Raw genomic sequence first — 20,993 nt, 5'->3', positions numbered from 1 at the left:
AACGGGGTTTAATGTTTAATAGCGTTCCTGATATCCCGCCTCACGTTCTTCTGCTCGCAACGTCAGGATCTCCACGCCGTCAGCGGTAACCGCTACGGTGTGCTCCCATTGGGCGGAAAGCTTTTTATCGCGGGTGACCACGGTCCAGCCATCTTTCTTCTGCTTGATGCGGTGGTCGCCCTGGTTAATCATCGGTTCGATGGTAAACACCATCCCTTCCTGCAACACCGTACCGGTGCCTGGCTGGCCGAAGTGTAGCACCGCTGGGCCTTCGTGCATTTCACGGCCAATGCCGTGCCCACAATACTCCCGTACTACGCTGTAACCCGCCTGTTCTGCATGTTGCTGTATGGCGTGACCGATGTCACCTAGCGTAGCACCGGGTTTCACTGCCCGGATGCCTTGCCACATTGACTCATAGACATTGTTGACCAGGCGCTTGGCAATCGGGGTGGTTTGACCGATGCAATACATCTTGCTGGAGTCGGCAATAAAGCCATTATTTTCCAGGGTGATATCGACATTGACGATCATCCCGGAACGCAGAATTTTGCTGGCCGATGGGATGCCGTGGCAGATCACTTCGTCGATCGAGGTATTGAGCACGTAGGGGAAATCATACTGGCCCTTGCTGGCAGGGCGTGATTTCAGCTCATTGACGATAAAGGCTTCGGTACGGTCATTGATCTCCATGGTGGTGATGCCTTCGCGGATCACCTCATCGAGCATGGCAAACACCTTGGCCAGCAGCGCGCCGGAGTGGCGCATGATGGCAATTTCCTGCGGCGTTTTAATCACAATATCTTTCACCCAACAATCTCCTTCAGCGTCAGCGCGTTATCTTTCATCATCTTCTTTACCAGTTGCGGATAGGTCAGCTCCGGGTTCAGCTCTGTCAGCATGCCGATCCTGATCCAGTGTTCCGCCTGTGCGTTGATAGAACGCGACATGGTCAGGCTGGCGAGCCTGAGATCGTCATGTAGCGTCTCCGAGATTTTTACAATCCCCATAGCCGACTCCGTCAGTGAACAATATACGGAGTGTATACGTTTTGGATGCTGTGGGTTAGGCATTCTGTGGCGTAGGTATTTTAGGCTTAATGGTCATTGCCGGGGTCGCACAATGCGTTTATTGTGATCGTCGGCTTTGTTGCCATGACATTTTAAAGAAGGATTTAGGGCGTGACTAAACTACGTGTTGGGGTGATCTTTGGGGGCAAATCAGCGGAGCATGAGGTTTCGCTGCAGTCGGCAAAAAATATTCTGGATGCCATCGACAAAGAGAAGTTTGACGTCACGCTGCTGGGCATTGATAAGCAGGGGCAATGGCACCTTAACGATGCCTCCAACTTCCTGCTGAATGCGGAAAACCCGGCGTTGATCGCGCTGAACCACTCGAATAAAAACGTGGCGTTGGTCCCTGGGTATGAGAAACAGCAACTGATTGAAGCCGATGGTGCTGGTGCGTTGGGGCAGCTTGATGTGGTATTCCCAATCGTCCACGGCACCTTGGGGGAGGATGGTTCGCTGCAAGGGTTGCTGCGCATGGCGAATATGCCGTTCGTGGGGGCGGGCGTGTTGGGTTCGGCGGTCAGCATGGACAAAGACGTTACCAAACGTCTGCTGCGAGATGCCGGGCTATCAGTAGCTCCGTTCGTCACGCTGACGCGTTCCAACCGCAACAACTACAGCTTTGCTCACTTAAGTGAAAGCCTGGGGCTACCGCTGTTTGTTAAACCGGCGAATCAGGGTTCCTCTGTTGGTGTCAGCAAGGTGCATGACCAGGCTGAGTTCGAACAGGCTATCGCGTTGGCATTCAGTTTCGACCATAAAGTGCTGGTGGAGTCGGCTATTGTTGGCCGTGAGATCGAATGCGCGGTATTGGGCAATGATAATCCGCAGGCCAGCGTCTGTGGCGAAATTGTCCTGACCGATGAGTTCTACTCTTATGACACCAAATACATTAATGAGCAAGGCGCGCAGGTGGTGGTACCGGCGGCGATCGATCAGGATGTCAGCGATAAAATCCGCGAGGTGGCGTTGCAAGCCTTCAAGGCGCTGGATTGCTTGAGTATGGCACGTGTCGACGTGTTCCTGACGCCGGACAATAGCGTGATTATCAACGAAATTAATACGTTGCCTGGTTTCACTAATATCAGCATGTATCCAAAACTGTGGGGAGCCAGCGGGGTGAGCTATAGTCAACTGATCACCATTTTGATTGAGCTGGCGCTGGAGCGGCATCAGCAGGATCGCGGGCTGAATAGTTCGATGTTTGACAGCAAGTAAATGGCGTTTTCCTGGCACTCTCCGAGTTGAAGAGTGCCAGAGAACAACGGTTTATTTCACCGTCACATCGATATCGCCAAAGTACTTCTTGGACAGTTCGCCAATGGTGCCCTGCTGCTTGACCTTGGCGATGGCGTCATTGAGCTTTTTCAGCGTCGCGGTGTCGTCTTTGCGCAGGCCGAAGGCGATGCCTTCGCCGAGGATCTTGTCGTCCTGTACCGCTTCGCCCACAAACGCAAAGCCTTTACCATCTGGATGCGCCAGGAAACCGCTCTGCCCGGCAGGCGCCATGATCAAGGTGGCATCCAGGCGGCCAGCGGTCAGATCAAGATAGACCTGATTCTGATCCTGGTAGGACACTACATCGACCCCTTCCGGTGCCCAGTGTGCCTTGGCATAGTTTTCTTGAATGGAGCCCTGCAATACGCCGACGTGTTTACCCGCCAGCGATTTGGCATCGGGTTTCAGGCCGCTGTCGGCCTTGGCAATCAGGCGGTTTGGCACCTGGTAGATCGAATCGGTAAACGCAATCGCCTGTCTGCGCTGCTCGGTGACGTTCATCGCCGAGTTAATCACGTCAAATTTGCGGGCCTGGAGCGCCGGGATCAGACTGTCGAACGAGGTTTCTACCCAGCTGCATTTGACCTGTGCGGCGGCGCACACGGCGTTACCCAGATCGATATCAAACCCTTCCAGCTGGCCGCTGGCGGATTTGGATTCGAAAGGCGGATACAGGGCTTCAAGCCCAAAACGCAGGCTATTCTCAGCCGCTAGTGTGGAACCGGCTGCCAGTAAACATCCCGCCGCGATCAGCGTTTTCAGTGTTTTTTTCATTGTTGTTGCTTCCCCATGGTAAAAATCAATGGATCACACCTGACACAGACGGCGAGCGCCTTCCAGCAGGGTGTCATTATCTTTTGAGAAACTCAGCCGGATAATGCCGGTATCGGTGCCGTCGCTGTAGAACGCCGACAGCGGGATGGTGGCCACCTTGGCTTCGCGGATCAAGCGCACCGCAAAGTCGTTGTCGCTTTCATTACTGAAACCGCTAAAGCGGGCCAGCATAAAGAAGCTGCCACGGCTTGGCAGTAACTCAAAGCGTGACTTTTGCAACGCGGCTGCCAGCAGATCGCGCTTTTGCTGATAGAACTCCGCCAACCCCAAGTAGCTTTGTGGATTATTCAGGGCGGCGGCAAAGGCATATTGCATCGGCGTATCGGCAGAGAACACCATAAATTGGTGCACCTTGCGGATTTCATCCATCAGCGCTGCCGGTGCCATGCAGTAGCCCACGCGCCAGCCGGTGACGTGATAGGTCTTGCCGAACGACGAGACGATCACGCTGCGTTCTGCCAGAGCAGGATGGCAGGCCATGCTGTGGTGAATGCCGCCGTCGAAGACCACGTGTTCATACACTTCATCGGAAAGAATGACGATATCGGTATTGCGGGTCAGGGCGGTCAGGCGCTCGATATCGTGTTCATCGAAAACGCTGCCGGTAGGGTTATGCGGGCTGTTGACGATGATCATTCGCGTTTTGCTGTTGATTGCCGCCGCCACCTCATTCCAATCGATGGTTAAATCTTGCAGCGAAAGCTTGATGGCAACCGGAGTTGCCCCTTGCAGGCGCACAATCGGGGCGTAGCTGTCGAAGGCGGGTTCGAAATAGATCACCTCATCGCCGGGATGCACCAGTGCGCTGATGGCGGAGTACAACCCTTCGCTGGCGCTGGCGATCACCGTGATTTCGTCGTCGGCGTCATAGCGGGCGCCATACAGCCGCTCAACTTTTTCCGCCAGTGCATGACGTAATGCTGCTACACCGCTCATTGGGGCGTACTGGTTATGACCTGCACGCATGGCTTGGGCGACGCCCTCAACCAGTTGCACATCACAGGCAAAATTGGGTGCGCCCTGTGACAGATTCAGGGCTTGATGTTCGGCGCTCAGTTGGCCAATCACGGTGAAAATGGTAGTGCCAACGTCCGGCAGTTTCGAACGTTGCGAGCAGGCGCTGTGCATGGTGGGCTCCTGGCAAAAGAATCGAGTGTCGAATGATTAAGCATCAGTTAGGATGGGCTAACAAGAGAAAATTCGTCATGCTTGCCATGCAGCCAGATCATGGCTGACAGTGAAAATAAATGCAGGTATCGGGATTTATTATGCAAACATCGCTGCCGTCGCTCGACGTGCTGAAGACCTTTGTGGTGGTCGCTGAGCGTCTCAATTTCACCCATGCGGCCCAGGCACTGCATCTAACGCAGGGCGCGGTCAGCCGCCAGATCCTGGGATTGGAACAGCAGCTGGGTTACCCGCTGTTTAGCCGCCGCGCGCGTGGGCTGACGCTAACGCCACAGGGGGCGCTGCTGTTGGCGCCGGTGCAGCTGGCGTTAGAGCAATTGGCGCAAGCGCTGGCCAAGGCTGGGGAACAGCCGGGTACGCTACGCGTCAAATGCCCAACCTGTGCGATGCGCTGGGTATTACCGCGTATTATTCGCCTGCAGAATGAACGGCCAGAGATGCATATCGAACTGACCGCGTCGGTGTCGCACGGGCTGGATTTTGGCAGCGAACATTTTGATGCGGCGGTGGTGTTTGGCAAACCTCAGGGCAAACGGCTGGTGGTGCACCACCTGTTTGATGAGATCCTGACGCCGGTCTGTACGCCAAACTATCTGCCTGACCTGGTTCGGCCACCAGAACCTGCCGATCTGGCGGAGACAACCTTGCTGCACCCTACGCGCGATCGTCGTGATTGGTTGCTATGGTTGAAAGCGGCGGGGCAGACGGCTTTGCCCTCCGCCAAGTCACAGCATTTTGATACGCTCGATCTGGCGATGAGCGCCGCTTTACAGGGCTGCGGTATCGCGATTGGCGATTTGTGCCTGCTGGAGGAGGATATTCAGGCCAATCGCATTATTACGCCGTTCCCGATCAGCGTGGTCAGCGGTGCCGCCTATTATCTGGTTTACCCCGAACATGCGGTGGTGCCTGCGGCCTTAACCCGGCTGGTGGAGTGGCTGGGGGCAGAGGCGCAAGCCAGCCGGAGCAGACTGCATCATCTGCTAACAACAACGCAGACGAATTGATTCTGCAAACAAAAAGAGTATGGCAAACTGCGTGCTCACATCTATTAATGCCTCCTGGCCGACATTGCCGGCGGGGACGTGCCTGAGAATAAAATTATGAAATGGCTTTGTGTGGTGAGTATGTTGTCCGGCCTGGCTATCAGCCCGGTTTTTGCGCAGGAAAGCAGTGCGACCCAAGGGATCTATGCTCAGGAGCGTGATGCCTTTGTCTCCAACCTGATGAAGCAGATGACGCTGGAAGAAAAAATCGGCCAGTTGCGCCTGATCAGCGTTGGCCCAGATAACCCGAAAGAGGCCATTCGCGACGGCATCAGCAAAGGCCAGATCGGGGCGATCTTTAACACCGTGACCCGTCCGGATATCCGCGTGATGCAGGATCAGGCCATGCAGCTCAGCCGCCTGAAAATCCCCCTGTTTTTTGCTTATGACGTGGTCCATGGCCAGCGTACCGTATTCCCGATCAGCCTGGGGCTGGCGGCGAGCTTTGATCTGGAGGCTATCGCCCTAAGCGGACGTGTTTCAGCGCAGGAAGCCAGCGATGATGGCCTGAACATGACCTTCTCACCGATGGTCGATATTACCCGCGATCCGCGTTGGGGCCGGGTCTCTGAAGGATTCGGTGAGGATACCTGGCTGGTATCGAAGATTGCCAAGGTGATGGTGGATGCCTACCAGAATGGCGATCCGTCCAAGCCGGGTTCGGTGATGGCCAGCGTGAAGCATTTTGCCCTGTATGGCGCAGTTGAAGGGGGCCGTGACTACAACACCGTCGATATGAGCCCGTTGCGTATGCATCAGGATTACCTGCCGCCATATAAGGCGGCGGTAGATGCTGGTAGCGGTGGTGTGATGGTTTCGCTTAACTCGATCAACGGCGTACCGGCAACGGCCAATCCGTGGCTGCTGAAAGATCTGCTACGCGATCAGTGGGGTTTTAAAGGCATCACCATCAGCGATCACGGTGCGATTAAAGAGTTGATTAAGCATGGCGTGGCCGCGGATGCGCGTGACGCGGTGCGCTTGGCGATCACCTCTGGGGTCGACATGAGCATGAGCGACGAGTATTACGACCAATACTTGCCGGGTTTGGTGAAGGATGGCCTGGTTTCTGAAAGCGAGATCGACCGTGCCTGCCGCGACGTGCTGAACACCAAATATGATATGGGCCTGTTTAAAGATCCGTATAACCACCTTGGTCCGGTAGGCTCCGATCCACTGGATACCAATGCCGAAAGCCGTCTGCACCGTGCGGAAGCCCGCGTGATTGCCCGTAAAACGATGGTGCTGCTGAAAAATGACAAGCAGACGCTGCCATTACAAAAGCAGGGCACTATTGCGCTGATCGGGCCGATGGCCGACAGCCAGCGCGATATCATGGGAAGCTGGTCGGCGGCAGGCGTGGTGAAGCAGTCGATCACCGTGCGTGAAGGTCTGCAGAATGCGGTGGGCGATAAGGCCAGCATCCTGTACGCCAAAGGGGCCAATATCACTCAGGACAAGAGCATTGTTGATTATCTGAACGAGTATGAACCTGCGGTCGCCTTTGATACACGCCCGCCACAACAGATGATTGATGAAGCGGTAAAGATTGCCAAACAGGCCGACGTGGTAGTGGCGGTAGTAGGGGAAGCGCAGGGAATGGCTCATGAAGCCTCTAGCCGGGCGGACATCACCATTCCACAAAGCCAGCGTGATCTGATCGCAGCGTTGAAAGCCACTGGTAAACCGCTGGTTCTGGTGCTGATGAATGGCCGTCCGTTGGCATTGAGCTGGGAAAGTGAACAGGCAGATGCGATGCTGGAAACCTGGTACAGCGGCACCGAAGGCGGTAACGCCATCGCCGACGTGCTGTTTGGTGACTACAACCCTTCCGGTAAGCTGCCAATGACTTTCCCACGTTCGGTGGGGCAGATCCCGATTTACTACAACCATCTCAACACTGGCCGACCGTTCGGCAAGGAAAACCCGGGCAAGTACACTTCGCGCTACTTTGATTCGCCAAATGGCCCGCTGTATCCGTTTGGTTATGGTCTGAGTTATAGCCAGTTTGCCCTGTCCGATTTCAAACTCTCCAGCCCCGAGATGGCGCGCGACGGCAAAATTACCGCCAGCGTGATGCTGAAAAACACCGGTAAATATAACGGTGCCACCGTGGTACAGCTGTATGTACAGGATGTGACCGCCTCGGTCAGCCGCCCGATCAAGGAGCTGCGTAACTTCAAGAAGGTGACGTTGCGTGCAGGGCAGGAACAACGGGTGGAATTACCGATCACCGAGGACGATCTGAAGTTTTATAACGCTAGCCTGAAATGGGGCGCGGAGCCGGGCAAATTTAACGTGTTTGTTGGTTTGGACTCGGACAACCTGCAACAGCAGAGCTTTACCTTGAAGTGAGTTTGTGAGCGTTCACTTTTGTTGCTGACCCCTCACCCCAACCCTCTCCCATAGGGAGAGGGAGCTGGCATGGCGCTGCTGTCAGGTGCCGGAGTCAGTTTTTGGCATGTTTTATCTAGAGCCAAGGTTAAATACTAGAGTTACGTTGTGGCACGTTCAATCCTCTCTCTTGGGGGAAAGGGAACTGGTATGGAGCTGCTGTCAGGTGCCGGAGTCAGTTTTTGGCACGTTATACCTAGAGCCAAGGTCAAATACTAGAGTTACGTTGTGGCACGTTCAATTCCCTCTCCTGGGGGAGAGGGTTAGGGTGAGGGGGGCTTTACCAGCTCAAAGATCTGCTCTCCCTTTTCTATGAGTACCCATCATCGGAGATCCCATCATGAAAAGATATCTGGACTGTAGCGCCAGCGATCTGGCCAACATCAGCAAAGACGACCTGATCTACGCCATCCGTGCCAGCGAAGGGCGCATTCTGGTCAGTGAGACCATCGCGGTCACTCAGCCGCTGCTCAATAACGTCACCAATGCCGAACTGGCCGCCAGCCAGGGGGCCGACATCCTGTTGCTGAACCTGTTTGATGTCAATCAGCCGCACATTGCCGGGCTGCCTGCCGATGTGCCACCTGAGGATGCCATACGCGAACTGCAACGGCTGACTGGGCGAGTCATCGGGGTCAATCTGGAAGCCGTCGATCCGGCGTTTGCCACCACGCATAATGAGTTCTGGCAGATGACGGCGGGGCGCGCAGCCACGGCGGAAAACGCCCGAAAATTGTATGAGCTTGGCGCTCGCATGGTGGTCTTGACCGGTAACCCGAATAACGGCGTCAGCAACCAGGCGATTGCCGAGGCGCTGAAGCACATTCGTGATGAAGTGGGCGATAAGTTGGTGCTGGTGACCGGCAAAATGCACGGTGCCGGGATTGTGCGTGAAAGCGGCAGTCAGTTGATCACCGAACAGGATATTGCGCTGTTTATTGAAAACGGGGCCGACATCGTTCTGCTGCCTGCTCCGGGCACCATCCCTGGCATGTCGCAGGAAAAGGTCGCCGCGCTGATTGCGTTTACTCAGCAGCAGGGCGCGCTGGCGATGACCGCCATCGGGACTTCTCAGGAGGGGGCCGATGTGCAAACCCTTCGCCAGATTGCCCTGATGAGCAAAATGGCCGGAGCAGATCTGCACCATATTGGCGATACCGGCTATCTTGGCTTGGCGTTGCCGGAGAATATCTTTGCCTACAGCGTGGCGATCCGTGGTGTACGCCACACCTATACCCGCATAGCTCGCTCCGTTAACCGCTAGCGTTTCAGGTTCCACACTCAATTTGTGGAACGTTAAGTTCCCTCATCCCAGCCCTCTGTTGGGATGAGAGGCATCACCGAACTCATTCTCTTTCTTTTCACACCTTGTTTGATCCGGTTGATTGTTTAGTTCTCGCCATCGCTATATCATTTTGTATATAACGATAATCCACCGGAAACTCCCATGTTCAAACGCCTATTACTGCTTGCCATTCTCTTCTCATCCGCCGCTTTGGCGGATCGCCAGGTCACCGATCAACTCAACCGCACCGTGACGCTGCCGGACAACATTACCCGAGCCGTGGTGCTACAACATCAGACATTAAACTTGCTGGTACAGCTAGACGCCATGCCGCAGGTGGTTGGCGTGCTCAGCAGTTGGCAGAAACAGCTGGGGCCCAACTATTTACGGCTGGCTCCGAGCCTGGCCAAGATGCCGATGCCGGGCGATCTTACGGCGGTCAATATTGAAAGCCTGCTGGCTCTGCACCCGCAGGTAGTGTTTGTGGCCAACTATGCCCCGGCAGATATGATCGCCCAAATCGAACGTGCCGGTATTCCGGTGGTGGCGATCTCGCTGCGCCGTGAACCTGTGGCTCAGGCTGGGAAAATCAACCCTGTGTTAGAAAATGAAGATCGGGTTTATAACCTTGGCTTGCAGGATGGTATTCGCCTGATTGGTAAGGTGATGGGTCGTGAGGCCCAGGCAGATGCAATGGTGAAAGATGTTTTTGCCCAGCGCGCACAGGTAGCCGCGCGCCTGCAGGACATCCCGGAAGCTCAACGAGTGCGGGTCTATATGGCCAACCCGAATCTCACCACTTACGGTTCGGGTAAATACACCGGCCTGATGATGCAACATGCCGGTGCCGTCAACGTAGCGGCCAAAGACATTAAGGGCTTTAAGCAGGTTTCGATCGAAGACGTGCTGAAGTGGAACCCGGCGGTGATCTTTGTGCAAGAGCGTTATCCCGACGTGGTGCAGCAGATCCTGACTTCGCCACAGTGGCAGGCGATTGACGCGGTGAAACACCAACGGGTTTACCTGATGCCAGAATATGCCAAAGCCTGGGGCTACCCAATGCCGGAAGCATTGGCGCTTGGGGAACTGTGGATGGCAAAAACGCTCTACCCACAGCGTTTCACCGACGTTGATCTGCAACAGCATGTAGACGCTTACTATCAACGCTATTACCGTGCCACTTGCTGCCAGAGCGGCAAATGAAGCTGGGGTTGTTGCTACTGCTCACGGCCTGCTGCGCACTGCTCTCCCTGGGTATTGGCCGCTATCCGGTCACGGCTGGCCATAGCCTGATGATTTTGTTGGAGCCGGTTATCGGTCAGCATGCAGATATCACGGCGATCGAACGGCAGGTGATCCTTGGCGTGCGTGTGCCGCGCGTGCTGTTGGCGATGGGGGCGGGTGCGGCCTTGGCGATGTGTGGGGCGGCCTTGCAAGGGGTCTTTCGTAACCCGTTGGTCGATCCACATATTATCGGCGTCTCTTCTGGGGCCGCTTTTGGCGGCACCTTGGCGATCCTGCTTGGTCTGCCGGTATTGATGCTGTTGCTGAGTGCCTTCGTCTTTGGCATGTTGGCGCTGTTGCTGATTTTTGCCATCACCAGCGCCATCGCCCGGCGTAATATTCTTTCTTTGGTGCTGGCTGGGGTGATCCTTAGTGGCTTCTTTTCTGCCTGCGTCAGCCTGGTGCAATACCTGGCCGATAGCGAAGAGAAGCTGCCCAGCATCGTATTCTGGTTACTTGGCAGCTTTGCCACGGCGGATAGCCATAAGTTGCTGATGTTGTTCCTGCCGCTACTGCTGGCCGGTGGCCTGTTATTGGCACTGCGTTGGCGTATTAACCTGCTTTCTTTGGGGGATGAGGATGCGGCTGCGTTAGGGATTAACGTTGAACGCACCCGTTGGCTGATCCTGACGCTGTGTGCGGCGATCGTGGCTGCACAGGTGGCAGTCAGCGGCAGCATTGGCTGGGTAGGGTTGCTGATCCCGCATTTGGCACGCCTGCTGGTGGGGCCGGACCATCGGCGTTTATTACCTGCCGCGATGTGCCTTGGGGCGTTGTATATGGTGCTGATCGACGATTTGGCGCGCACCATAAGCAGCAGTGAAATTCCTTTGGGTATTCTCACCGCTCTGATCGGCGCTCCTTTGTTTGCCTTGCTGCTACGGCGTGCGCAGGTAAGGGGCTGGAATGGCTGAAACGCTGCTACAGGTCAGCAACCTGAGCTTTGGCTGGCCAGGTCAACCCAAGTTGTTCCAACAACTCGATTTGCATCTGCAACGCGGCGAAGTGCTGGCAGTGCTTGGCCCCAACGGGCGTGGCAAAAGCACCTTGATGCAACTCTTGTTGGGCGCTTTGCCGTTACAGCAAGGGAGCGTTGTCGCCCATTGCGGATTAGGGTTTGTGCCGCAATATTTCACGCCGTCGTTTGCCTACAAGGTGCTGGATATTGTGTTGATGGGCCGGGCTCGGCATGTCGGGCTGTTCCGTTCGCCTTCGGCTGAGGATCATCAGTTAGCCAAACAGGCCCTTTATTCGCTGGATATGCTGGCATTTGCCGATCGCGAGTTTGGCAGCCTTTCCGGTGGCCAGCGCCAATTAGTGCTGATAGCCCGGGCGTTGGCGATGGCTTGTGAAGTGCTGATCCTCGACGAGCCGACCTCGGCACTGGATTTACACCATCAGGACCGGGTGCTGACCATGATCGACCAACTGGCACGAGAACGGCAGATGGCGGTGATATTCTCGACTCACCAACCTAATCATGCTTATGCCGTGGCCGACCGCGCACTCTTGCTGGGGGCTGAAGGGCGCCATCAGTTGGGCTGTTGCCAGCAGGTGCTGACGGCAAACAATCTTGCGCCGCTGTTCCATTTGCCGATTGAACGGGTATCCGTTCCCTTTGCAGGCAGCCAACTGGAAACGTTAGTGCCCATCTTCCACAGCCAACAGGTGCGCAACCGTGAATAGCATTACTCTTTTTGCCGCAGGAAGCCTGAGGCTGGCGTTCACTCCGCTATTGGCGGCGTTTGAGCAGGAGAGCGGTTACCGGGTCGAGGCCACCTTTGGCCCGGCGGGGATGCTGCGGGAACGGATTGAACAAGGAGAAAGGCCGCAGGTGTTTGCCTCTGCCAATCTTGAACATCCGCAGCGGTTGGTAGCCCTCGATTTTGCGCAGGTGGTGCAGCCGTTTACCCGTAATCGCCTATGCGCCACTGTGCGTAATATACCGGAGTTAACGCAACCGGATTTGCTGACGTTGCTGTGCGACCCACAATGGCGTGTTGGCACCTCGACACCGGTAGCCGATCCTTCCGGTGACTATGCGCAACAGTTGTTCGAGCGCCTGGAGCAGTGCTTGCCGGGGCAGGGGAGTGCATTGCGTAGCAGGGCAGTGGCGCTGGTGAGGGGGCCAGATTCTAAGGCAATACCGGCAGACAGGTTGGCAGCGGAATATCTGATTGCTGAAGGTCAGGCAGATATCTTCCTGGGTTACGCCAGCTATGCCGATGCGCTAGCCAACTGCCCACAGGTAAAAGTGCGCATGTTACCTGCCGCGCTCGACTTCAAAGTGACCTATGGGCTGTGTCTACTGGATGAGGGGGGCGCCGCCGCGCAGCAGTTGGTGGCCTTTATTCAGAGTGATCAAGGGCAGAGCATTTTGCAGCGTATGGGCATGTTGGCGCTGGATTAAGGCATGAATATCAATGACATTAAGTTGCTAGCTTAATAATTTACCGGCTTGGTAATTTGTTTATTAAGCTTGCCAGCTCACTTGTTTGTTAACTTGTTAAGCTGGCAAGTTATTGGGTTACTAAATCTTCTTTAGCAGGGTCAGCAACTGTGCCTCGCTCTTGTCGGCCAAAGTGTCGATGGCCAACTTGATCACATCGGAACGGGTGATGCGCACGATGCCGTTACGCGCCGCATGACCGATCACTTCGTCGATCATCTCCACGTGGTTATCCGTCAGGCTGACGGACAGCGCTTTATAAACGCGCTTACGGCCCTGGGGCTTTTCGGCTACTGCGGCAGGAGCTGGAACAATCAATGTATGCGACGTGGCGCTGTTGATAAATTCATCTTCCGACATGCGGTGGGTTGGCGTACGTTTTTTCACAGGATCACCTCGGTTACCAGGCTTTCGATTTCGTGCTGCGCTTTTTCATTGTGCGCTTCATGCACGGTTAGCGCTTCGCCCCAGGCATCGCGATAAATTTTGCGATCGCACAGGCGGTTGTTCACCAACTTCAGTTCCGGGTATTCACTTAGCACTTCGGCCGCTTCGTTGGCTTCGTTAATGAAGATGTTGGTTGGGCACAGGTTGAGCACAATGTGGCCTTTTACCTTTTCATTGTATTCCTGGGCGGTGGAGAACATCTCGGACAGGTAGCCGATGGTATCCAGGTCCATCTGCGAAGGGCGCAACGGCGAGATAAACAGATCGGCGGCCAGCAGCCCGGAGCGTAATTCTGCGCTGTCGCGGCCAGCGGTATCGACAATCACATAATCGTAGTGACGATTCAGTTCCAGCAGGGTTTCTTTGATCTTGCCTGAGGCGGCCACCACTGGGATCTGTGGAAGCCCTTCAACATTCTGACGGTCGTTGAACCAGGTCATGATGGATTTCTGGTCGTCGGCATCGACGATAATGGCCGTTTTCTTCTGCTGCAGGATCAGATATCCGGCGATGTTTACCGCCATGGTCGATTTGCCGACACCGCCTTTCTGCGAACCAATCAAAACAATCATGTTGCCATCTCTCAAGTTGCCAAGCAGATAACTTATCAATCAACTAACTTAATAAGTTAATGCGCTTGCTAGGTTGGTAATTAAATGAGTTAACAAGTGCGTATGACGACAATATGCCCCATTGGCAGCGGCTTGCCAAGTAGTGAAAGTCTTAACTTGTTGGTTTACTTGCTTATCAACTTACTAACTTGGTAAGTAATTAGTTGAGAATAAGGACTCAAATAGGCGTTGGATTTAACTAAGTTAATAGCTTAACAGGTTGGTATTTTGTGAAGTGATTAAGGTAGGAGTCTGACGGAACCGCATGTCGGATGCGGTCCCGCTTGGGGGGATACGCTACTTTTTCATCATGTTTTTCAGATTGGCGAAGGGGTTATGTGTGGCTAGCCCGACGTCTTTCTGTGCATCTTCACCGGCGACCACCGTAGAACCATACTGATCGGCTTCGGTGTATTTTGAGTGTTCATGATCGTGGCAGTACAGGCACAGCATTTCCCAGTTGCTACCGTCTTCCGGGTTGTTGCTGTGGTCATGATCGATGTGATGCACCGTCAGTTCACGCAGGTTGGAGTAAACAAATTCGCGTGAACAGCGCCCGCAGACCCACGGGAAAATTTTCAGTGCTTTTTCGCGGTAACCGGTTTCCAGTCTCGCGTAGTTTTTTGGAATGTATGCCATGTGGGCACCTACAGGATCAGAATGATATTGCGCTCAATATTACCACAAACTGCCAGGAGATCGCGTAATCCGCACCCGATGCCCAAGAGAAGTCGTTCCCTGCGCCAAGCCCGATGAGTTTGAACGCTTTCCCTGGAAATCAAAGTGAAGTTGTAGGCAATTTTGTTCAATACACTCCTGCTGTAACCCGGCACGCTGGTACCTGTAACTCTCTTTTACAGGTGCTGACTATGACGCTTTATCTTTCTATGGCCGCTTTTGCGTTGGCCTCCTCTATTACTCCCGGTCCGGTAAACATCGTGGCACTCAGCTGTGGCGCGCAGTTTGGTTTTACGAGCAGTCTGCGGCATGTGACCGGCGCAACCTTGGGTTTTACGTTATTACTGGTGTCGGTTGGCTTGGGAATGCATGAAGTGCTTACCTTATGGCCGGGGCTGACCACCGTTATTCTCTGGGGCGGCGTGGCTTTTCTGCTCTATATGGCCTATCAGCTTGCAGCGGATGACGGGAGACTGAGCCAGGGCAATCGGCAACAAACCCCCTCTTATTGGTATGGTGCCTTGCTGCAATTGCTCAACCCCAAGGCTTGGTTAGCCTCTGTTGCCAGTATGGGGGCCTTTGTCGGTGATGGGGAGATGCGGTTGCTGTGGCAATTTGCCGGGCTCTATTTTGTGATTTGCTACCTGTCGATAGCCTGTTGGGCCTACGCTGGGGCGATGCTTAGCGGCCTGTTGCAGCGGGCGCACAATCTGCGGCGCTTTAACCGTTTGATGGCGCTGCTGCTGGCGTTCAGCGCCTGTTACTTGCTGGCAGAGGGGATCTGATACTGGCCGGGGGTGGCTGCCAGCAGCTGTTTGAAGGTGCGCTGAAAGTGCGCCTGATCGGCAAACCCGCTTTCGTTGGCGGCAGCTGCAATGGAGAAGCCCTGTTTCAGTAGCCGCTGGCCGTGCTGGACGCGCTGATTGACCAGATAGGCATGAGGCGTCATGCCGTAGCGTTTCTTGAATGCGCGGATCAGGTAAGAAGGGGAGAGTCCGGATGCTTGGCAGATCGCCTCTAACGTCAGTGACTGGGTGCAATGGGTACGGATAAACGCCGCAGCCATTTCCAGCTTTGGGGTCATATCCTGCTGTGGAACCGGAGACTCGCCGAGTAACTGCGGCAGGTTACTGAAGTAATCCACCAGGGCGATCTGTTTTTCCAGGTGGCAACAGAGCGGATCGGTCAGTACCCCATACAGCTGATTCAGGCCGCTAAACAGCGCCTGATCCTGGCTGATAATCTGCTTGAACGGAATAAAGCCCGCGGTAGGGTCCTGCTGAAGCGTTGCCAACCAGTGCTGGTCGATATAAAACATGGTATAGGCCCAACGCTGGTCGCCAATGGGGTTACAGCCGTGAGCCTGTTGTGGGTTGATGATCACCACGTCACCGGTTTTGACCTGGAGGTGCTGGTCGCCGTTAACATAGGTGCTGGTACCGGCGGTGATGGTGCCAATACAGAAAAACTCATGGCTGTGCAGCGCATAACAGAGCTTGCGGCCATCTTCGACGGCGCGGGCCTCAACGAACGGCAGGCGTTCATCGCGCCAGAATTGTGGGGCATATTGGCTCATCGTCTCTTCTCTGGCGTGGTTACAGGGAGAGCTTGTTATAGCGCAAATAGTATCGTGTGGTCGAGAGGGAACAGGAAAATGGTAGCGTGGTTGCAACGATTGGTTTTGCCGCCGGTGGTGATGGCAGTTTGTGCTGCTGGGATGGCGGCAACCTGCTGGCTAACCGAGGGGGGCTGGCAAGATAGCCTGCTTATTCTCTTGGCCGCTGGCGTATTGGCGGTGGCTTCCGTGGCGATCATGTTTAGTGCCAGTTATGCTTTTCACCGGGCGGGTACCACGCTACATCCACAAAAATTTCAGCGGGTCAGCGCGTTGTTGGTTAACGGAGTTTTCCGTTTCAGCCGTAATCCGGTGTATCTGGGGCAGATCCTGCTGTTGGCGGCTTGGGGGCTATTGCTGGGAGGGATCGGCGTCTGGTTATGGTGGGGGCTGTTTTTTGCCTACCTGGATCGCGTGCAGATCCCGCGTGAAGAGGCATTCCTACGAGACAACTTTGGGCAAGACTATCGGGTGTTTTGCGATCAGGTAAGGCGTTGGCTTTGAGTTGTTATTCCAGCCCGCAGTTTGTCTGTGCCCCTCACCCCAACCCTCTCCTTTAGTGAGAGGGAGCTGGAATGGTGTCGTAATCAGGTACGGTGATCACTCTATTACTTCCGCAAAGGGGCAGGTACAGTGCCTAGTCGGGTAGGGTGATCAATAAAAGAGAGCTGACTCAGTGCGGTGGTCAGGTAGATTTCTGCAACTGAAATCGAGCTCGAACGGTCCCCTCTCCCTGTGGGAGAGGGTTAGGGTGAGGGGTAATTTGGAGGCTGAATATCAATCTTCTTCTTCGTTACGCGCCATCAGTTGCCGCTGGTGCTCATCGCTGGCCGCCTGGATCTCCTCCAGCACCGAGTCAACGTCGGCCCGCTTGCTGGTTTCAACAAACTTACCGGTCAGCTCCGTCTCCGGCGTCAGGTTGCCTTCCTGGTACAGCGCCCAAATCTCTTTGGCATACTTGCTGCCCAGCAGCTGCGGCGCATACTGGCCGTAGTAGTGAGTCATATTGTTGATATCGCGTTCAAACATGCTTTTGGCGTGGTTGTTGGCGGCGGCATCTACCACCTGCGGCAGATCGATTATCACCGGCCCGTCTTTATCCATCAGCACGTTGAACTCTGACAAATCGCCGTGAACCAGCCCAACACAGAGCATGCGCACGGCATAGTTCATCATCAAGGCGTGATCGTTCAACGCCTGTTCCGGCGTTAACGTGACGTCACTCAGGCGTGGGGCTACCAGACCTTCTTCATCGGTGATCAGCTCCATCAGCAATACACCGTCCAGGCAGATATCCGGCTGTGGCACACGCACACCGGCCTTGGCCAGCAGGTATAGTGCGTCCACTTCGGTATTCTGCCAGGCCTCTTCCTGCTGTTGGCGGCCAAATTTGGAGCCTTTACTCATGGCGCGTGCATCGCGGCTATTGCGCACCTTGCGGCCTTCCTGGTAGTTCACGGCCTGCTTGAAGTTGCGTTTATCGGCTTCTTTGTACACTTTGGCGCAGCGGATCTCTTTACCGCAACGCACGATAAATACGTCGGCTTCTTTGCCACTTTTCAAACGGCGGATGACGTCGTCGATTAAACCATCATCTACCAATGGCTGGAGTCGTTTTGGAATTTTCATGCAGCCTTGTACCCTATTTAGGCTCCGCTGTGAATATTTGCTTATGGTCTTAATGAAAAATCAGACCAAAAAGGCAAAAATGGGTTTTGCCGCCGGGGTGGTACATTGCCTCCCCGGAGGACCTTACTCTGCTTCGGCCATGACCCAGACACTAACGCTGCCGCCGTTGACCGGGAAGGCTGCGCTACCGTGCTCATCCGTCATGATATCGTCCTCGCGGTTGCCGAGAAAGTCACGCCAGGATTTATGCGCAAAATTTTCGCCTAGTGCGACGGTTTTACTGCTTTCGGCCCCGTTGGTCATCACCACCACGCAACCCGGTTGCTCGGCAGTGCCACTGCGGCTGAAGGCGATGCAGTGGGGATCGTCAAAATAGTCGTGCTGTTCGCCGTTGGCAAAACGTTGACGCGCCTGGATCAGCTTCTCCAGTTCGGCAATCACCGGCATTTCAATCTGGTATTCCTGGCCGTCATCGCCTTGATCGCTATAACTGGCACCGTACAGATCCGGATAAAACAGGCAAGGAACGCCTTGTTCACGCAACAGGATCAGGGCGTAGGCCAGCGGTTTGAACCAGGGTTCGACCGGCGCTTCGAGCGATTGCAACGGCTGAGTGTCATGGTTTGCCACCAGGGTTACCGCATGGGCAGGATCGACGGCGACCAGCGTATCGGTAAACAGCTGCGACATATCGTAACCATCGCCCTGTTTTGACGCCAGATGGAATTTCAGCTGTAGCGGTACGTCGAACAGCATCACCTTACCATCGACCAGTGCTAAATACTGTTGTAATGCCGCCAGATCGTGTGACCAGTATTCGGCCACGATAAACAGATCGCGCTGTGCCGCATCGCGCACGTGATCTGCCCAGTCTTTAAAGAACCAGGCTGGGATATGTTTGGTGGCATCCAGCCGGAACCCGTCACAAGGCAGGATTTCCATAAACCAGCGAGCCCAGTATTTTAGCTCCTCAACGACGGCTTGGTTACGGAACTCCACGTTGGCGCCCATCAAATAGTCAAAGTTGCCGTTTTCGTCGTCAACCTGGTCGTTCCAACCTTCTTCGCCGTAGTCATTGGCAATTTTGAAGATGCCTTTGTCATCTGGTTGCTCGATATAATCAACGCCGCTAAAGCAGGTGTAGTCCCAGATAAATTTGGAATAGGTGCCTTGCCGACCAGGGAAGGTAAAGCGGGTGTAGGCCAGCGCGTCGATGCCAACCTCTGCGATATCGTTACGGTTATCTTCATCAACCTTATAGACGTGCACCTGCTCTTTGTCATCGGCGCCGATCTTGTGGTTGAACACCACATCATAGATCACCCGGATCTGGTGCTCGCGCAAGCTATTAACGGCCTGCGTCAACGCCTCTTTGTCGCCATATTTGGTAGCGCGGGTGCCTTTTTGATCAAACTCCCCCAGATCGAACAGATCGTAGCTGTCATACCCCACCGAATACCCACCCGCAGCCCCTTTATAGGCCGGTGGCAGCCATAGATCGGTCACGCCTAGCTCGGCCAGGGCGGGGGCACGTTCGGCCACCTCTTGCCATAGCTTGCCGCCATCCGGGTAGTACCAATGGAAAAACTGTAACAGCGTGGTCTTTTTCGTCATCAGTCAGTACCCCGGTTCGTCAGTAAACGTGTGCCAAATGCTCGCCCCTCTAAGCATGGGCCACTTTTGGCAAAAGGGAAAATAGCGGGTGCTAGCCTGCAAGCAGAGTAGCCTCTTGGCGCGGGGAGAGTATGGCCGATTTGGCCGCCGCCCGTGAACTGTGAGCCGTTTCACCGTTCGGGCGTTTCCGTTATGTGAAGATATAACCAGTTGATAACAAAATACTAACTATAGCAGGGAGTAGGGATGATGGATTACCCGATGGGCGTTTCCGCGCTGGTGACTTTTGTGGTGATCGCCTTATGGGCAACGTCGCGTTTGCCGGAGTATCTGGTTGCGCTGCTGTTTTTTGCTACGGTGATGGTGTTAAAGCTAGCGCCGACGGCCGTGGTGTTTTCCGGGTTTGCCTCATCGGCATTCTGGCTGGTATTGAGCGGCTTTGTGCTGGGAACGGCCATTCGTTGTACGGGGCTGGCCGATCGGCTGGCCAACCGCATTCTGCCGCTACTGGCCGGTTCCTGGCCACGGCTGGTGGGCGGTGTGGTAGCCATCAGCTATGCGCTGGCCTTTGTCATGCCGTCGAATATGGGGCGTATTACCCTGCTGATGCCTATCATTATGGCATTGGCCGAACGTGCCGGGTTGGCGGAAGGATCGCGTGGCCGCTACGGCCTGGCGTTAGCGGTGGGGTTTGGCACCTTCCAACTTTCGGCCAGCATTCTGCCTGCCAACGTACCTAATCTGGTCATGAGCGGGGCGGCAGAAAGCGCCTATGGTATTCACTTTACCTATTTGGCTTACCTGCTGCTGCATGCACCGATCCTGGGCCTGGCGAAAGGCGCGTTACTGACGTTATGCATCTGCTGGCTGTTCCGTGCCAAACCACAGCCGGTGGAAAAAACCACCGAGCAGAGTCCACTTAGCTTGGCGGAATGGCGGTTGATCGCGCTGTTGCTGATCACGGTGCTGTTGTGGATCACCGATAGCTGGCACGGCATCGCTCCCGCTTGGGTAGGGCTGGCTGCTGCCTGCGTTTGCCTGTTGCCGCGCATTGGTTTCCTGACGGGGGAGCAGTTTGCTGCCGGTGCCAACATTCGCACCTGTCTCTATGTGGCTGGGATCCTTGGGTTGACGGCTTTGGTGAGCCATTCCGGATTGGGGGACTGGTTAGGCAGCGCGTTGCTGAACGTCATACCGCAAACCCAGGATCGGCCATTTACCGCTTTTGGCATGGTGATCGGTATTACGACGCTGTTGAATTTTGTCGTGACGGCCAATGGCGTACCCGCGCTGTTCACGCCGCTGGCACAGGTTCTGTCAGAGGGGAGTGGCTTGCCGCTAACCACGGTATTGATGACGCAGGTGATTGGCTATGCCACGCCGCTGCTGCCGTATCAGGCCTCACCGATTGTGGTGGCAATGGGGATGGGGAAAGTTCCGCCGCGTGAAGGACTGAAACTGTGCCTGCTGCTGGCCCTGTTAACCTTTGGGCTGTTGGTCCCGTTGGATTATCTGTGGTTCCGGCTATTGGGCTGGTTTGGCTGACAAGCAAAAGGCGGCACCAGGGCCGC

At 55.1% G+C, this 20,993-nt stretch carries 21 protein-coding genes; 11 read left to right on the top strand and 10 right to left on the bottom strand.

Annotated features, from left to right (window positions below; genetic code table 11):
* Positions 1-15: 15 nt before the first annotated feature.
* Together map and N6G83_RS23260 are read right to left on the bottom strand one after the other, a co-directional pair.
* Positions 16-810, bottom strand: a complete 795-nt coding sequence (gene map, locus N6G83_RS23265; RefSeq protein WP_199063040.1) for a type I methionyl aminopeptidase — start codon at positions 808-810, stop codon at positions 16-18.
* The gene (locus N6G83_RS23260) at positions 807-1,010 is read right to left on the bottom strand and encodes a ParD-like family protein (RefSeq protein ID WP_211134593.1); all 204 of its coding nucleotides are present in this window, start codon (positions 1,008-1,010) and stop codon (positions 807-809) included. Before N6G83_RS23260 ends, map begins: the two co-directional genes overlap by 4 nt.
* 171 nt (positions 1,011-1,181) lie before the next feature.
* On the opposite strand from N6G83_RS23260, the gene ddlA reads away from it, so the two are divergent.
* Positions 1,182-2,288 carry a D-alanine--D-alanine ligase gene (ddlA, locus tag N6G83_RS23255; RefSeq protein WP_211134594.1) on the top strand — a complete coding sequence of 369 codons (1,107 nt, stop codon included), beginning with the start codon at positions 1,182-1,184 and terminating at the stop codon, positions 2,286-2,288.
* 51 nt (positions 2,289-2,339) lie between these two features.
* On the opposite strand, the gene N6G83_RS23250 is transcribed toward ddlA, so the two are convergent.
* Positions 2,340-3,122 carry an ABC transporter substrate-binding protein gene (locus tag N6G83_RS23250; RefSeq protein ID WP_065686784.1) on the bottom strand — a complete coding sequence of 261 codons (783 nt, stop codon included), beginning with the start codon at positions 3,120-3,122 and terminating at the stop codon, positions 2,340-2,342.
* A 33-nt stretch (positions 3,123-3,155) separates the two neighbouring features.
* Positions 3,156-4,310: a pyridoxal phosphate-dependent aminotransferase gene (locus tag N6G83_RS23245; protein WP_065686785.1), complete on the bottom strand. Its 1,155-nt coding sequence runs from the start codon at positions 4,308-4,310 to the stop codon at positions 3,156-3,158.
* A gap of 140 nt (positions 4,311-4,450) precedes the next feature.
* Between N6G83_RS23245 and N6G83_RS23240 the strand changes: the two genes are divergently transcribed.
* From N6G83_RS23240 to modA, 7 genes are all read left to right on the top strand, one after another.
* Positions 4,451-5,377 carry a LysR substrate-binding domain-containing protein gene (locus tag N6G83_RS23240; protein ID WP_211134595.1) on the top strand — a complete coding sequence of 309 codons (927 nt, stop codon included), beginning with the start codon at positions 4,451-4,453 and terminating at the stop codon, positions 5,375-5,377.
* A gap of 96 nt (positions 5,378-5,473) precedes the next feature.
* Positions 5,474-7,771, top strand: a complete 2,298-nt coding sequence (gene bglX / locus N6G83_RS23235) for a beta-glucosidase BglX (protein ID WP_199062058.1) — start codon at positions 5,474-5,476, stop codon at positions 7,769-7,771.
* A 379-nt stretch (positions 7,772-8,150) separates the two neighbouring features.
* Positions 8,151-9,074, top strand: a complete 924-nt coding sequence (locus N6G83_RS23230) for a PEP phosphonomutase (protein WP_081375726.1) — start codon at positions 8,151-8,153, stop codon at positions 9,072-9,074.
* A gap of 183 nt (positions 9,075-9,257) precedes the next feature.
* Entirely contained in the window at positions 9,258-10,298 is a 1,041-nt protein-coding gene (locus N6G83_RS23225) for an ABC transporter substrate-binding protein (protein WP_211134596.1), read from the top strand.
* On the top strand, positions 10,295-11,293 hold the full coding sequence (locus tag N6G83_RS23220) for a FecCD family ABC transporter permease (protein WP_211134597.1): 999 nt from the start codon (positions 10,295-10,297) through the stop codon (positions 11,291-11,293). Before N6G83_RS23225 ends, N6G83_RS23220 begins: the two co-directional genes overlap by 4 nt.
* A complete protein-coding gene (locus N6G83_RS23215; RefSeq protein ID WP_211134598.1) occupies positions 11,286-12,065 on the top strand; it encodes an ABC transporter ATP-binding protein in 780 nt (259 codons plus the stop codon). Before N6G83_RS23220 ends, N6G83_RS23215 begins: the two co-directional genes overlap by 8 nt.
* Positions 12,058-12,789 (top strand): molybdate ABC transporter substrate-binding protein, encoded by a 732-nt coding sequence (gene modA, locus N6G83_RS23210; protein ID WP_211134599.1) that lies wholly within the window; start codon positions 12,058-12,060, stop codon positions 12,787-12,789. Before N6G83_RS23215 ends, modA begins: the two co-directional genes overlap by 8 nt.
* A 120-nt stretch (positions 12,790-12,909) precedes the next feature.
* On the opposite strand, the gene N6G83_RS23205 is transcribed toward modA, so the two are convergent.
* The 3 genes from N6G83_RS23205 to yajD all read right to left on the bottom strand — a co-directional run bounded on the left by N6G83_RS23205 (position 12,910) and on the right by yajD (position 14,525).
* On the bottom strand, positions 12,910-13,215 hold the full coding sequence (locus N6G83_RS23205) for a hypothetical protein (protein WP_211134600.1): 306 nt from the start codon (positions 13,213-13,215) through the stop codon (positions 12,910-12,912).
* Positions 13,212-13,847 carry a division plane positioning ATPase MipZ gene (locus N6G83_RS23200; RefSeq protein ID WP_024485357.1) on the bottom strand — a complete coding sequence of 212 codons (636 nt, stop codon included), beginning with the start codon at positions 13,845-13,847 and terminating at the stop codon, positions 13,212-13,214. Before N6G83_RS23200 ends, N6G83_RS23205 begins: the two co-directional genes overlap by 4 nt.
* Before the next feature lie 336 nt (positions 13,848-14,183).
* Positions 14,184-14,525, bottom strand: a complete 342-nt coding sequence (yajD, locus tag N6G83_RS23195) for an HNH nuclease YajD (protein ID WP_021180444.1) — start codon at positions 14,523-14,525, stop codon at positions 14,184-14,186.
* A 230-nt stretch (positions 14,526-14,755) separates the two neighbouring features.
* Between yajD and N6G83_RS23190 the strand changes: the two genes are divergently transcribed.
* On the top strand, positions 14,756-15,349 hold the full coding sequence (locus tag N6G83_RS23190) for a LysE family translocator (protein ID WP_260524031.1): 594 nt from the start codon (positions 14,756-14,758) through the stop codon (positions 15,347-15,349).
* Here the strand turns inward: N6G83_RS23190 and N6G83_RS23185 are convergent.
* Entirely contained in the window at positions 15,325-16,140 is an 816-nt protein-coding gene (locus N6G83_RS23185; protein WP_211134602.1) for an AraC family transcriptional regulator, read from the bottom strand. The two genes, N6G83_RS23190 and N6G83_RS23185, sit on opposite strands and share 25 nt — an antisense overlap.
* A 78-nt stretch (positions 16,141-16,218) precedes the next feature.
* Between N6G83_RS23185 and N6G83_RS23180 the strand changes: the two genes are divergently transcribed.
* Positions 16,219-16,683: a methyltransferase family protein gene (locus N6G83_RS23180; RefSeq protein WP_178380873.1), complete on the top strand. Its 465-nt coding sequence runs from the start codon at positions 16,219-16,221 to the stop codon at positions 16,681-16,683.
* Between the two features lie 273 nt (positions 16,684-16,956).
* Here N6G83_RS23180 and N6G83_RS23175 read toward each other — a convergent pair whose 3' ends face one another.
* Both N6G83_RS23175 and amyA read right to left on the bottom strand, forming a co-directional pair.
* A complete protein-coding gene (locus N6G83_RS23175) occupies positions 16,957-17,808 on the bottom strand; it encodes a PA4780 family RIO1-like protein kinase (protein ID WP_021805181.1) in 852 nt (283 codons plus the stop codon).
* Between the two features lie 123 nt (positions 17,809-17,931).
* Positions 17,932-19,422, bottom strand: a complete 1,491-nt coding sequence (gene amyA / locus N6G83_RS23170) for an alpha-amylase (RefSeq protein WP_211134603.1) — start codon at positions 19,420-19,422, stop codon at positions 17,932-17,934.
* Positions 19,423-19,668: 246 nt separating this feature from the next.
* Here amyA and N6G83_RS23165 point away from each other — a divergent pair, with 246 nt between their 5' ends.
* Entirely contained in the window at positions 19,669-20,967 is a 1,299-nt protein-coding gene (locus N6G83_RS23165) for an SLC13 family permease (RefSeq protein ID WP_211134604.1), read from the top strand.
* Positions 20,968-20,993 lie beyond the last annotated feature (26 nt).

The sequence above is a fragment of the Serratia sp. PL7 genome, assembly GCF_945957435.1.
Note: the sequence above shows the minus strand (reverse complement) of the source record. Positions and strands in the feature narration are given on the sequence as shown.